This window comes from Flagellimonas maritima, from assembly GCF_003269425.1.
In the GTDB taxonomy this organism is placed as follows: domain Bacteria; phylum Bacteroidota; class Bacteroidia; order Flavobacteriales; family Flavobacteriaceae; genus Flagellimonas; species Flagellimonas maritima.
Window position 1 is genome coordinate 3,759,256 of sequence record NZ_CP030104.1, and the last position, 13,214, is coordinate 3,772,469.

Annotated in this window: 11 protein-coding genes; 5 read left to right on the plus strand and 6 right to left on the minus strand. The window is 40.9% G+C overall.

The features are described from left to right. Nucleotides 1-18: 18 nt before the first annotated feature. Both HME9304_RS16745 and HME9304_RS16750 read right to left on the minus strand, forming a co-directional pair. Nucleotides 19-1,770: a BspA family leucine-rich repeat surface protein gene (locus HME9304_RS16745; protein WP_112379663.1), complete on the minus strand. Its 1,752-nt coding sequence runs from the start codon at nucleotides 1,768-1,770 to the stop codon at nucleotides 19-21. Between the two features lie 491 nt (nucleotides 1,771-2,261). Continuing rightward, nucleotides 2,262-3,776, minus strand: a complete 1,515-nt coding sequence (locus tag HME9304_RS16750; RefSeq protein WP_112379664.1) for a BspA family leucine-rich repeat surface protein — start codon at nucleotides 3,774-3,776, stop codon at nucleotides 2,262-2,264. Between the two features lie 606 nt (nucleotides 3,777-4,382). On the opposite strand from HME9304_RS16750, the gene HME9304_RS16755 reads away from it, so the two are divergent. After that, nucleotides 4,383-5,930: a ComEC/Rec2 family competence protein gene (locus HME9304_RS16755; RefSeq protein ID WP_112379665.1), complete on the plus strand. Its 1,548-nt coding sequence runs from the start codon at nucleotides 4,383-4,385 to the stop codon at nucleotides 5,928-5,930. Between the two features lie 100 nt (nucleotides 5,931-6,030). Here the strand turns inward: HME9304_RS16755 and ligA are convergent, their stop codons facing one another. Genes ligA through HME9304_RS16770 form a run of 3 tightly spaced genes read right to left on the minus strand, consistent with a single transcriptional unit; the run spans nucleotide 6,031 to nucleotide 9,462 of the window. Beyond that, the gene (gene ligA, locus HME9304_RS16760; RefSeq protein WP_112379666.1) at nucleotides 6,031-8,031 is read right to left on the minus strand and encodes an NAD-dependent DNA ligase LigA; all 2,001 of its coding nucleotides are present in this window, start codon (nucleotides 8,029-8,031) and stop codon (nucleotides 6,031-6,033) included. Continuing rightward, nucleotides 8,028-8,975, minus strand: a complete 948-nt coding sequence (gene prmC / locus HME9304_RS16765) for a peptide chain release factor N(5)-glutamine methyltransferase (RefSeq protein ID WP_112379667.1) — start codon at nucleotides 8,973-8,975, stop codon at nucleotides 8,028-8,030. The genes ligA and prmC overlap by 4 nt, the downstream gene beginning before the upstream one ends. Before the next feature lies 1 nt (nucleotide 8,976). Then, nucleotides 8,977-9,462, minus strand: coding sequence for a GNAT family N-acetyltransferase (locus tag HME9304_RS16770; protein ID WP_112379668.1), 486 nt, complete (start codon nucleotides 9,460-9,462; stop codon nucleotides 8,977-8,979). A gap of 30 nt (nucleotides 9,463-9,492) precedes the next feature. Between HME9304_RS16770 and ribD the strand changes: the two genes are divergently transcribed. Genes ribD through HME9304_RS16790 form a run of 4 tightly spaced genes read left to right on the plus strand, consistent with a single transcriptional unit; the run spans nucleotide 9,493 to nucleotide 12,614 of the window. Continuing rightward, on the plus strand, nucleotides 9,493-10,545 hold the full coding sequence (gene ribD / locus HME9304_RS16775; RefSeq protein ID WP_112379669.1) for a bifunctional diaminohydroxyphosphoribosylaminopyrimidine deaminase/5-amino-6-(5-phosphoribosylamino)uracil reductase RibD: 1,053 nt from the start codon (nucleotides 9,493-9,495) through the stop codon (nucleotides 10,543-10,545). Further along, nucleotides 10,538-11,140 (plus strand): HAD family hydrolase, encoded by a 603-nt coding sequence (locus HME9304_RS16780; protein WP_112379670.1) that lies wholly within the window; start codon nucleotides 10,538-10,540, stop codon nucleotides 11,138-11,140. Before ribD ends, HME9304_RS16780 begins: the two co-directional genes overlap by 8 nt. Beyond that, nucleotides 11,140-12,003 carry an EamA family transporter gene (locus HME9304_RS16785; protein ID WP_112379671.1) on the plus strand — a complete coding sequence of 288 codons (864 nt, stop codon included), beginning with the start codon at nucleotides 11,140-11,142 and terminating at the stop codon, nucleotides 12,001-12,003. The genes HME9304_RS16780 and HME9304_RS16785 overlap by 1 nt, the downstream gene beginning before the upstream one ends. Continuing rightward, entirely contained in the window at nucleotides 12,003-12,614 is a 612-nt protein-coding gene (locus HME9304_RS16790; RefSeq protein WP_112379672.1) for an IMPACT family protein, read from the plus strand. The genes HME9304_RS16785 and HME9304_RS16790 overlap by 1 nt, the downstream gene beginning before the upstream one ends. Here the strand turns inward: HME9304_RS16790 and HME9304_RS16795 are convergent. Then, a complete protein-coding gene (locus HME9304_RS16795; protein WP_112379673.1) occupies nucleotides 12,611-13,009 on the minus strand; it encodes an acyl-CoA thioesterase in 399 nt (132 codons plus the stop codon). The genes HME9304_RS16790 and HME9304_RS16795 overlap by 4 nt on opposite strands. Nucleotides 13,010-13,214 lie beyond the last annotated feature (205 nt).

Below are 13,214 nucleotides of genomic sequence, written 5' to 3' on the forward strand. Positions count from 1 at the left end.
AGTTTGAACTATGAATTTTTACGGACACTCCATTTCAAAAATAAAACCGGGCAGTTGCCAACCATTATCATTTATAAGTATCATGGCCGCTGCTTCTCCTCCCATTCCACAAAACGTGACACCGGCCATGCCACAGGTCACACCAACTGGGCCTTCGTTGAGCTCCACATAATTGGCCCAACCGATTAAGGTATTGTTCATGTTTCCTGGGGACATCCCGCTGTTGTTAAACATAAATTCCATATCACCGATGTTTCCAATATTCCAACCTCCAAGGTCTTGGTTAAATGCGGAAGCATTGTCAAACATCCATTTCATAATTGTAACATTCTCAGTGTTCCAATTGCTTATATCAGAATTAAAAGAAGTAGCATCTTTGAACATTGCTGTCATCTCTTTGACCTTTGAAGTATTCCAATTGCTCAAATCACCAGTGAATGAACTATTTCCCGTGAACATAGCTAACATATCTTCTACATTACTAACATCCCATTCACTGATATCCCCGTTAAATTGGGTTTGTTTGAACATATGACTCATGTTAGTAACACTGCTCACATTCCAGTTACTTACATCCCCGTTAAAGGAAGTAGCGTTACTGAACAAAGATGTCATTTCCGTTACATTGCTAACATCCCAATTGGTCAAGTTGGGACTACCCAAAGATTCACAGTCCCAAAACATGGAATTCATGGTTTCAACTTGAGATAAATCAGGCACATCTATTGCATCGTAAACCATATTTATACACGAGGCGAACATTACATCCATCCTTTGCCATTGCATGTCACCCCATTGGTCTAGGCTTACCAATTTATCCACGTTTTCCAAGGCAGGTCCAGTATTATAACTTATATTCGTTCGCATAGCTGGAAAAGTCCCAGCTATAATAACTTTATAGGTACCCACCACGCTATAGGTATGGCTTAGGTTGTGATTGTTCAAGACAACGTTTTCATCTATCTCTTCTAAAGTGCCATCTCCCCAATCAATTATAAAATCATATACTAGGTCAGGATCCAATCCAATATAAATTATTTGTTCATCGGCATCTGTCTGCCATGTGGTCACAAAGGAAACGGGGTCCTCGGCCAGTGTATCGGCCACGTTCTCCACGTTGATGTCCACACTCGCTTCCACCGTTTCCACCCCATCCGTGACGCTCACGGTGATGGTGTGCTTATCGGCGGTCTCAAAATCGAGGCCCTTTCCACTGGCAAGGCTGATCTCTCCAGCTTCGGTGATCTCAAATAGGTCGCTGTCGTTCTCCACGATGGCGAACGTGAGCTCGTCGCCGTCGGCATCGGATGCCACTACGGCATAGATTACCGTGGCGTCGTCCACGTCCTCATCCACGCTGACCACTTGGTCCTCCATGACGGGGGCGGCCGCGTTGACATTGGTGACGTTTATGGTGATCTGGGCGGCGGCATCGTCCTCTCCGTCGCTGACCCCCACGGTGATCACGTGCGAGGCAGCCGTGTTGAAATCAAGGCCCTTGTCCTCCTTAAGGCTCAGGGAGCCTGTTGTGGCGGCTATCTCGAACAGGTCGCCGCTGTTGGTAACGATTGCGAAGACCAGGGCATCCCCGTCGGGGTCGGCCGCCTTTACGGTGCCTATGGCCTGGGTATCGGATATACCCTCGGATGCGGTAAAGGCCTGTGCGCTAATCGTTGGTGCACCGTTGGTAGCCGTTGGGCCGTCGTCCTTGCCGCATGAAAATAGGATCAAAGCGAAAAGGGCCACTAAAAATATGTTCTGTAGTTTCATTTTATTTATTTTTACTTTGATGCAAGTTGGGGATTGATTCACAAAGAATATATGATCAATTTATGGGTATGGCACATCAATTGACGGATAGCAGGTTTGAGTTGATTATTGAATGAAAGGGAACGAATTAAGGACAAAATACAAATCTTAGATATACGAGAAGGTGAAACAGGTCAAGACAGGAGACGGTTGACTGATGATAGGGGACCGAAAGTTCCGGAACTTGAACCAGGAACCAAGAACTAAAGAGGATAGGCGAGGGACCAAAGACTATGGACAGGAGACCGAACAAAATACGAAGTTAGAGTTACAAACTGGGAATTTCTCGATGGGCGATTCCTGATCCTCGGTCCTTAACCTCAAAATCCTGGCTCCCGATTCCTTATTTCCATATTCTAAAAATCCAACAGTCCAACCATCAAAATAAAAAACCGCCCCTTAGCAAAATTGCCAAAGAGCGGTATAAATACAGGATTTATTCTTAAGATATATTATGGACAGGGAACCTCCCCTGAATCACTAATGATCCAATTATGATTTTGCTCTAGCGAATCCCTTGCAGCGGCACCTGGACCACAATAGCCTAAACCAGATGCCCCAAGTGAAATATTGGACGGTGTATCGCTTTGCTCGTTCCAACCTATCAAAGTACTATTATAATTTACAGTGTCAAGTCCGGAAAAACTAAGCATATCTTGCATATTAATCACGTTGGTGATATTCCAGCCACCCAGATTCTGATTAAAAGAATCGGCATTTTTAAACATAGAATTCATAGTTTTCGTATTCCCTGTGTCCCATTCGCTTATATCCCCATTAAAGGATAAGGCAGATTCGAACATTTGGAGCATACTCGTGATATTTTCCACGTTCCAATTACTAAGATCGCCGTTGAAAGAACTTGCTCCGCTAAACATAAACCCTAAATCAGTCACCATTGTAAGGTCTGGGGCATCCGTAGCGTTATGGACCATGTTTGAACAACCTAAGAAAGCTCTGTTAAAAGATTCCCATTTGATCGTTCCCCATTGCTCAATACTTAGCAGCTTTTCTTTTGTTACCGTATTATTACTCATATGCATACTGGGAAAAACGCCTTGTATTGCTACAGTATAAGTTCCAGCAGTTTCATATTCGTGCGCTATGTCCGTTAAAATAGTTATGTCTTCACGTAGTATTGCAATGTTCTCAACGGTTCCATCGCCCCAGTCCACGGTAAAGTCATAATCGTTATTTAGCAGGTTGGCTTCTCCACTCAACCCAAAGCCAATACTCCCGCCATCGGCATCTGTCTTCCATGTGGTCACAAAGGAAGCGGGGTCCTCGGCCAGTGTATCGGCCACGTTCTCCACGTTGATGTCCACACTCGCTTCCACCGTTTCCACCCCATCCGTGACGCTCACGGTGATGGTGTGCTTATCGGCGGTCTCAAAATCGAGGCCCTTTCCACTGGCAAGGCTGATCTCTCCAGCTTCGGTGATCTCAAATAGGTCGCTGTCGTTCTCCACGATGGCGAACGTGAGCTCGTCGCCGTCGGCATCGGATGCCACTACGGCATAGATTACCGTGGCGTCGTCCACGTCCTCATCCACGCTGACCACTTGGTCCTCCATGACGGGGGCGGCCGCGTTGACGTTGGTGACGTTTATGGTGATCTGGGCGGCGGCATCGTCCTCTCCGTCGCTGACCCCCACGGTGATCACGTGCGAGGCCGCCGTGTTGAAGTCAAGGCCCTTGCCCTCCTTAAGGCTCAGGGAGCCTGTTGTGGCGGCTATCTCGAACAGGTCGCCGCTGTTGGTAACGATCGCGAAGACCAGGGCATCCCCGTCGGGGTCGGCCGCCTTCACGGTGCCTATGGCCTGGGTATCGGATATACCCTCGGATGCGGTAAAGGCCTGTGCGCTAATAGTTGGTGCACCGTTGGTAGCCGTTGGGCCGTCGTCCTTGCCGCATGAAAATAGGATCAAAGCGAAAAGGGCCACTAAAAATATGTTCTGTAGTTTCATTTTTATTTATTTTTACTTTGATGCAAGTTGGGGATTGATTCACAAAGAATATATAATCAATTTATGGGTATGGCACATCAATTGACGGATAGCAGGTTTGAGTTGATTGATGGATGAAACGGTACGAATTAAGGACAAAATACAAATTTAGACACACGAGAAGATGAAACAGGTCAAGACAGGAGACGGTTGACTGATGATAGGGAACCGAAAGTTCCGGAACTTGAACCAAGAACCAAGAACTAAAGAGGATAGGCGAGGGACCAAAGACTATGGACAGGAGACCGAAGACTAAAGACCGAGGTTAGAGGTACGAACCGGGAAATTCTCGATGGGCGATTCCTGATCCTCGATCCTTAACCTCAAAATCCTGGCTCCTGATTCCCATATTCCAAAAATTCAACAGTCCAACCATCCAATTATCTGACTGTCAACAAAAACTAATCTTTACATTAACATTATATATAAATGTAAGAATTTACATATATTTACACTACTTCCCCCTTTTTATAAAATCCATTTCAACCATGAGCCTTCCCCGGCATTAATGACACAGTCTTGGTTTGGCTATTGGTATAGTTATAAAATTATTTTAAACAAAAAATCATGAAACACAAGTACGTTGATTTAGATGCCAAAGGCAAAGCAGTTTATCTCTATACTTATGACGAGGCCGAACAAAAACCAAAAAGAGCCAAACAAGTGCTCTGGGGCGATTGGCTTATGGTCGATGAAGGCCACGATTACAACAAAATAGGTGCAGGATGGACTGCGATAGTATGGGCGCCAAAAACAAAGCGAGAGATTTATTACATTAAAAATGAGCATACAACGGACACCAGACCGTTGGAAATTATTTTTTTGGACGTAGGTCAAGGGGACGGTGCTGTTCTTATAACTCCAGAGGATGACCAAAACGAAAAAATAATAGTGATCGATGCAGGCGAAGGCGGAAACATGGCGACATTTTTAAATGGACGTTTTAAAGCATACAGAGGCTTCAATTTTGAAGCTGCTGTAATCACACACCCCGATCAAGACCATTACTTGGGGTTTAAGGACATTTTCGCAGATCACAAGATTGGATTCAAGACGATATATCAAAACGGTCTGGTAGAGCGACCGGTCTCTGGAACTTTTGAAAAATTGGGAGGCATTATGGAAGACCCAGTGACAGGAGATTTTTATATCGAAAATTTAGCCACAAATAAAGCTGATATTGAAACACACTTTTCAGATGATTCAGCATTTGGGCGAAAAAAGTTTCCTCCTGTAATGTTCAATGCACTGAACAATCCCAAAATCAAGGATTTTAGAATGCTCTCCATAGATGCCGAGCATAGCGTTCATAAAAATGGGAAAGCGTATATGCCCAATTTTCAACCAGAGCCAAGCGCATCTTATACTATTGAAGTTTTAGGACCTGTTGTGGAATATGACGACAATAATAAACCCCGATTAAAACGAATAAGCAGTAACTATGGAAAGACCAAAAATGGACATTCCATAATTTTGAAGTTGTATTATGGAAAATACAAGGTACTTTTTGGAGGCGATTTAAATGTTCCTGCTGAAAAATATTTACTTCAACATTATGCACAACTGGAATCCTTTCCCGGAAAAGCCAATCCGAACTATCAAGTCATGCTAAATAAAGGCGCTGAATGGTTCAGATCGGAAATCATGAAGGTTTGCCACCACGGGTCGGATAAGGTTACGGATGAATTTATGAAAGTGGTCAATCCTGCATGTTTTGTAATTTCTTCGGGCGATGAGGAAGGCCATGTACATCCAAGACCAGATCTTTTGGGAAGGTTGGGAAAATTTGGAAGGGGAAAGTCGCCCGTAATCTTATCTACAGAATTACAACGGTCCACCAGGGAATTCGAGGATGCGAAGAAAGTGGAACAATTGAAAAAACAAATCGATGAGTTGGTCGATACAGAAGAACCGTCCGAAGATTTTATTAATTCAGTAAAGGAAAATATTTCGCATTTGGGGAGGACCAATGTTGATGTATACGGCGCAGTCTATCTAAAAACCGATGGCGAACGTTTGATCACTGCATTTAAGTTCGAGGAAAATTCCGATAAAAAGAAATGGTTCTATTATGAGTATAAAATCGATGATGACGGAGAATTACAGCTGAGCTGATTTTTGTAAATATTTTAAATTAGGCCGTGTTAACACTACAAAAAAAATCATCCTTGTCACGAGGAACTGACAAGGAAACAATTTGAACCCATAGCTCATATCATCCATTCAATTTTTCCAAAAATTCCTGCTCTGTAATAATCGGCACTCCCAAATTCTCGGCTTTGGATTTTTTGCTTGGCCCCATGTTGTCGCCGGCCACCAAAAACGAGGTTTTGGATGAAATGGAAGAAGCCACTTTGCCCCCATTATCCTCAATAATTTTTTTTAGTTCGGTTCTACCGATTGTTTCAAAAACACCGGATACCACAAAAGTTTGTCCTTTTAGTTTTTCGGATTGATTTTCCAACTGTTCTTCGGACAAGGAGAATTGCAATCCATAAGATTTAAGTCTTTGGATGATTTCCACGTTTTCAGGTTCAACAAAAAATTGGACCACACTCTCTGCTATACGTTCACCAATTTCATCCACCGCTATTAATTCTTCAATAGTGGCAGCCATTAAGGAATCAATATTCTTATAAGCCTTTGCCAGTTTTTTTGCCACGGTTTCTCCTACGTAACGTATGCCCAAACCGAACAAAACCCGTTCAAATGGAATGTTCTTGGAAGCTGCAACACCATTCACCAGATTTTCAGCGGATTTTTCTGCCATGCGTTCCAATGGCATTAGCTGTTCTTTGGTCAAGACATATAAATCTGCATAACTGGCTATTAAATCCTCTTTAAAAAGCAATTCCACGGTTTCCCCTCCCAAACCTTCAATATCCATAGCTTTTCTAGAAATAAAATGTTGGATGCGACCTGTTATCTGAGGGGGACAACCTGTATCATTTGGACAAAAATGTTGTGCCTCACCCTCTTTTCGAATCAGTTCTGTTCTACATTCGGGACAATTTTGAATGTAGCTGGTCGGTACTGAATCTGAAGGACGTTTTGTAAAATCAACTGCAATTATCTTTGGAATAATCTCACCTCCTTTCTCCACAAAAACGGTATCCCCTACCCTTATGTCCAGTTTTGCCATTTGGTCAGCATTGTGCAACGAAGCCCTTTTTACCGTGGTACCTGCCAATAACACCGGTGTTAAGTTTGCAACAGGTGTAATCGCTCCCGTTCTGCCCACTTGATAGGTAATTTCATTTAACACGGTTGAAACCTGTTCTGCCTTAAATTTGTAGGCCATTGCCCAGCGTGGAGCCTTGGCGGTATAACCCAATTCCTCTTGATGTCGCAAGCTATTTACTTTAATAACCACACCATCAGTTTCATAAGGCAGGTCATGCCGATGTGTATCCCAGTAGTCGACAAACTGCATGACTTCATCAGTGGTTTTGCAAAGCTTTGCCACCGATGGGACTTTAAAGCCCCATGCGCGTGCCTTTTCCAAAACTTCAAACTGGGAAGAAATATTCAATATTCTACCTGCGATACTATAGAGCAAACATTCCAACGGCCGTTGTGCAACTAGAGCGCTATCCTGTAATTTTAAACTGCCCGAAGCCGTATTTCTAGGATTCATGTAAGCCTCTTCGCCATTGGCCAATCGCTCTTGATTCATTTTGGCAAAACCTTCCAGCGTTAAGATAATCTCGCCCCTTATATCAAATTTTGGTGGATAATCCCCTTTTAATTGAAGCGGAATCGATTTTATGGTTTTGATGTTCGTAGTAACATCGTCCCCTTGAAAACCATCACCTCGGGTGACCGCCCTTACCAAATTTCCTTCTTCATAGGTCAAACTAATGGACGCACCATCGTATTTCAATTCGCAAGTGAACGCTACTTCTACGTCCCCTAAAATGCGTTGAATTCGTTTCTCCCAATCCTCCAAATCTTCCTTGGAATACGAGTTATCCAATGAATACATGCGATGTTCATGCCTAACGGTCTCAAAATTTTTGGTAACCATTCCACCAACCCGCAATGTTGGGGAAGTGGCATCATAAAATTCAGGATAGGCCTGTTCCAATTCTTGGAGTTCCTTCAACTTTAGATCAAAATCAAAATCGGAAATGATAGGTTGATCCAAAACATAATAGTTGTAATTGTGTTCTCGAAGTTCTTTTCTTAAGGATTCTATTTTCTGTTGGGTATTCATGATTTTATTCCTTTGAGCATTCTATCATTTCCAAAGAGATCTTTGCGCAGTTCAATTTCCAAAAAATTATGTGCTTTTAAAAGTGCTTTGGTTTCTTCTCCTAAATATTGGTTGATTTCCAAATATAATTTTCCAGTTTTGAAAAGATAATTTTCAGTAAACTTTAAGATAGCCCTATAAAATAATAAAGCATCCTCATCTGGTACGAACAGTGCTATGTTAGGTTCGTATTCCTTAACATTTTTCTTAATATTTTTTCTTTCCGATTCTCTTACGTAAGGTGGATTGGAAACGATGAGGTCAAATTCAAGTTCAGGTTCAAAATTCAAAATATCCGCTTTTATAAATGTAACCGCTACTCCATTCCGCTCTGCGTTTTCTCTTGCAAGCTTCAAAGCCTTTTCAGAAACATCCAGAGCATAGATTTGCGCGTTTGGAAGGTCTTTGGCCAAAGCAATGGCGATGCATCCGCTGCCCGTGCCAATATCGAGGATTTTTAGTGGACGTTCATTAAGTGAAGCTAAAAAGGGGTCATTGAGCGGAGTTGAAATGACACTTCGGCTACGCTCAGTGTCCGAATGATTCTTTTCAATATTGTTTTGGCTACGCTCGACTTGAGAATTTGAAATAATCCACTCCACCAATTCCTCAGTTTCTGGTCTGGGAATCAACACGTGCTCATTGACTTGAAGTTCCAAATCCATAAAATGTGCAGTTCCCAAAATATACTGCAATGGTTTTTCCAACTTCAATGCTGCCAATGCTTTAAAAAGAGGTTGCTCTTCTTCTTTAGTCAAAATGAAATCAGGCTGTAAGACCAATATAAATCGTTCCAGTTTTAAATAATGCTCTATCAATTCATAAAAGAAAGCATCAACCTCTTCAACCGAATAGATAGCATCCAATTCTTGATGAAAAATAGTCTTGATTTCTTTTAGAAGCACGCTATAGTTTTTTGAGCATCCAGACGGGACATGAGTAATGTCCTGTATTTCCCATTGGGGCATCTATATATTCAAATCCATTCTTTTTGTAAAGGTTTTGGGCAGCTTTCATATAAGGCATTGTTTCCAAATAGCAATGTTCAAAGCCATATTCCCTTGCTTTTTCAAGACAGATATCGATCAGTTTTGAGCCCAAGCCCCTGCCTCTGGCCTCTTCCAAAAAATACATTTTTTGTAATTCGCAGATATTGCCCTCATAGTTATCCAATTGGGCGATACCCGCACAACCAATAATCTTTCCTTCATCTTCAATCACAAAATAAGTGGCCTTGGGCATATCGTAAGCCGCATACATATCATCCAAAGCCTTATCCGCGTATGCCGTTCCCACCTTTGGTACGCCCATTTCCAATAAAACTTCACGGACAACCTGCGCCACTTCGGCATTGTCGCTACGTGTAATTTTCCTGATTTTAGCGTTGCTCATATTGCATTTTAATTATGCTATTTTTGCGCTGTGAATATACATGAAAAATACATGTTGCGGTGTATTGAACTTGGGAAAAAAGGACTTGGTTCCACAGCTCCGAACCCTATGGTAGGATGTGTGATTGTATGTAATAACAAGATTATCGGGGAAGGTTATACAAGTCCTTATGGAGGGGCTCATGCAGAGGTAAACGCCATTAATGCTGTAAAGGATAAAAGACTTCTATCCAAGGCCACACTTTATGTAACCCTTGAACCCTGCTCCCATTTTGGAAAAACACCTCCTTGCAGCGATTTGATTATTAAGTGCGGTATTCCCGAAGTAATTGTAGGACTGCAAGACCCGCACGATAAAGTTGCAGGGGCAGGCCTAGCTAAATTAGAAGAAGCAGGGTGCAAGACCCAAGTGGGTATTCTGGAAAATGAATGTAAAAAACACCATGTAAGGTTTTTGACTTTTCAAGAAAAGAAGCGCCCATATATCATTCTAAAATGGGCCGAAACACGGGATGGCTTTATAGCTCCGGAAGAAAAACTTCGAAAAAAATCGCCAAAACCTTTTTGGATTTCCAATATCTATTCCAAACAATTGGTGCATAAATGGCGTAGCGAAGAACAGGCAATTTTAGTTGGAACGACCACGGTCTTGGCCGATAATCCTAAGTTAACGGTACGAAATTGGACCGGAAAAAATCCTTTACGCATCGTTTTGGACAAGAATCTGAAAATCCCTTTAGACTACCATGTGTTTGATGGAAATGTAAAAACCATAATTTTCACTGAGATCAATGACGCTTCAAAATATAAAGAAAGTATTTCCTATGAGTTGATTGATTTCTCGGAAGCCATTGCAAGCCAGATATGTGCTGTGCTTATTAAACACAGTATCACAAGTGTAATTATTGAAGGTGGCTCCAAAACAATTCAAACTTTTATCGATGAAGGTTTATGGGACGAAGCACGTATTTTTAAAGGGAACATTAGCTTTGCAGGCGGAACGAAAGCCCCCATTATCCCTGGCCGTCTTTTAAGAACAACATCTGTTTTGTCAGATACTTTATCAACCTTTATAAATGATTAAAATCATAATTCTGGATTTTGGTGATATTTTCATTGATTTGGATAAATCTGCAACAGCAAGGTTTATGGGACGCTTTGGATTTAAAAAGCTAACTCCGGATTTGGATGAATTGTTCAAAAATTATGAAAAAGGCCATATGAGCTCCAGAAGCTTTTTAGAAAAAGTTTCCGGCCATTTTCCAATGGCAAACGAGTTGGATTTGGTTACTGCTTGGAACTCCATTTTATTAAATTTTCCAGATGAAAGATTGAAATTTATTGAAACACTTGCAAAAGAAGAAAAGTATCGTTTATTTCTTTTGAGCAATACCAATGATATACATATTGAGTTTGTGAAAAGACAAATGGGTCTTGAGAATTTCAATCGATTTAAGAATGCCTTTGAAGCTTTCTACCTCTCTTATGAAATGGGAATGCGAAAACCAGATACGGAAATCTTTGAGTTTGTATTGAAAGAAAACAATTTAAAAGCGGAAGAAACCCTGTTTGTGGACGATACCAAAGAAAATACTGATGCCGCTTCGCATTTGGGAATAAAAACATGGAATCTTAAGGTAGGTCAAGAGGATATTACCCAGTTAAAAGCTAAACTGTAATGTTAAACCTTGCGCTAAGTATCCTTTGCTCTAGTTTGATCTTTGTCATTTTCAAACTTTTCGATGTATACAAAATACAAACACTATATGCGATTATTACCAATTATGTGGTTGCTTTCATAGTAGGGTTGGTTTTGTATGAAGGAACGGTAGATTTCAATGAGATTATAAGTAAATCGTGGTTTTTTGGCACATTGGCTCTAGGGGTATTCTTTATTCTCATTTTTAATTTAATGGCGAAGACTTCACAAATAGCAGGTGTTTCCGTAGCATCCGTGGCAACTAAAATGTCTTTGATCATGCCAGTGGTATTCGGGGTATTTCTTTATAAGGAAACGCTATCCTTTCTACAAGTTGTTGGAATTGTACTTGCACTGGTAGCTGTATATTTTGCTTCAATGAAGGAAAAATCGGTTACCATCCCCAAAAAGGCCTTGTTGTTGCCACTTTTGGTCTTTTTAGGTTCTGGTATCATCGATATCAGTATGAAATATTTTCAGGAACATCATTTACAACCTCGGGAAGTAGCCATATTTTCTTCGATGATATTCGGTTTTGCGGCATTGACCGGATTTATTTTCATTGGAGCCAAGGCTATCAAGACTTCGTTGAAATTGAATCTTAAAAATATTGTTGGGGGCATAGTATTGGGTGTTCCCAATTATTTTTCAATTTTTTTCTTGATACGTGCGTTACAGAATGAACACATCAGCAGTTCGGCAATATTTACTATAAATAATGTAGCGATCGTAATGTTGTCGACCCTGCTCGGCATCACCATATTCAAAGAGAGGATGAGCCTTAAAAATTGGGGAGGTATTGCTTTGGCCGTAATCAGTATTGTTTTGGTAGCGCTATTCTGATGGAGAACAATGATACCTATAAAACAATTGCAAAAGCTTCTTCCGAAATTTTATATAAGGACAGAAAAAGTAAGTTCTTAGGGTACACTTTTCCCATAGCATCCGAAATGGATGCCAAACAGTTTATTGAAACTTTACGAAAGAAGCACCACACTGCAAACCATGTTTGCTTTGCCTGGCAATTGGGTGAAAACATACATACTTACCGAGCCAATGATGACGGTGAACCGAACAATTCTGCAGGAATGCCCATTTATGGGCAAATCCAATCTTTTGGCGTTACCAATATTCTGGTAGCTGTTGTCCGCTATTTTGGCGGTACAAAGCTGGGAGTTGGAGGTCTCATTCAAGCTTACCGGGCAACAGCCCAAATGGCCTTGGAAAATTCAACTATTGTAGAAAAAATTATTGAATCCCTTTTTGAGCTGCATTTTGACTATCCACAAATGGATAGAGTAATGCGCGTAATCAAACAAAAAGGAATTTCTATCGTATTACAGAAAATGGAATTGGATTGCTCAATATTGATTTCAGTAAGAAAGAGTGAAGCTGACCGTACCAAACGTCTTTTCGACGAAATGCAACGTGTTTCCATTCAAGAAAAAAACTAGAAATTTATCTTTTCGAAAATGTAATCCGGACATTTCAAAGGTCTGTTCGTGTGCTTATCCATAAAAGCCAAAACAGTGTTTGCTTCAGCCAATAGTTCCTTAGTTTCGTTATAGATTTTATAGTCGAACTCAATCTTTACCAAAGGTTGTTTTTTAAGCGTTGTCTCTACTGTAATCAAATCATCATAAAGAGCGGATTTTTTGTAATCAATATGCAAAGAAATCACCGGTAGCATTATTCCATTTTCTTCCATGCTCTTATAAGTAACCCCCAAAGCCCTTAACCACTCTACCCTGCCCATTTCCAAATATTGTGCATAGTTACCATGATATACTATGCCCATTTGGTCGGTTTCCCCATAACGGACTCTAAAAGAAAATGAATTTTGTCTCATATATTAAATGAAAAATGATATATTTAAAGGCTTGGTTAATATTAAGGAAACATGCGAAAAAAAAATAGAATATTCAACCACTAAATCATTTTTTTTTTCAAAGATTTGTTCACATATTTGTCGCATCCAATGAGCATCTAATTTCCCCTTAGGTGTTTTAATTTATAGCTTTAAGCTAACCAACAAAAACTAAGGAAAAACTTTT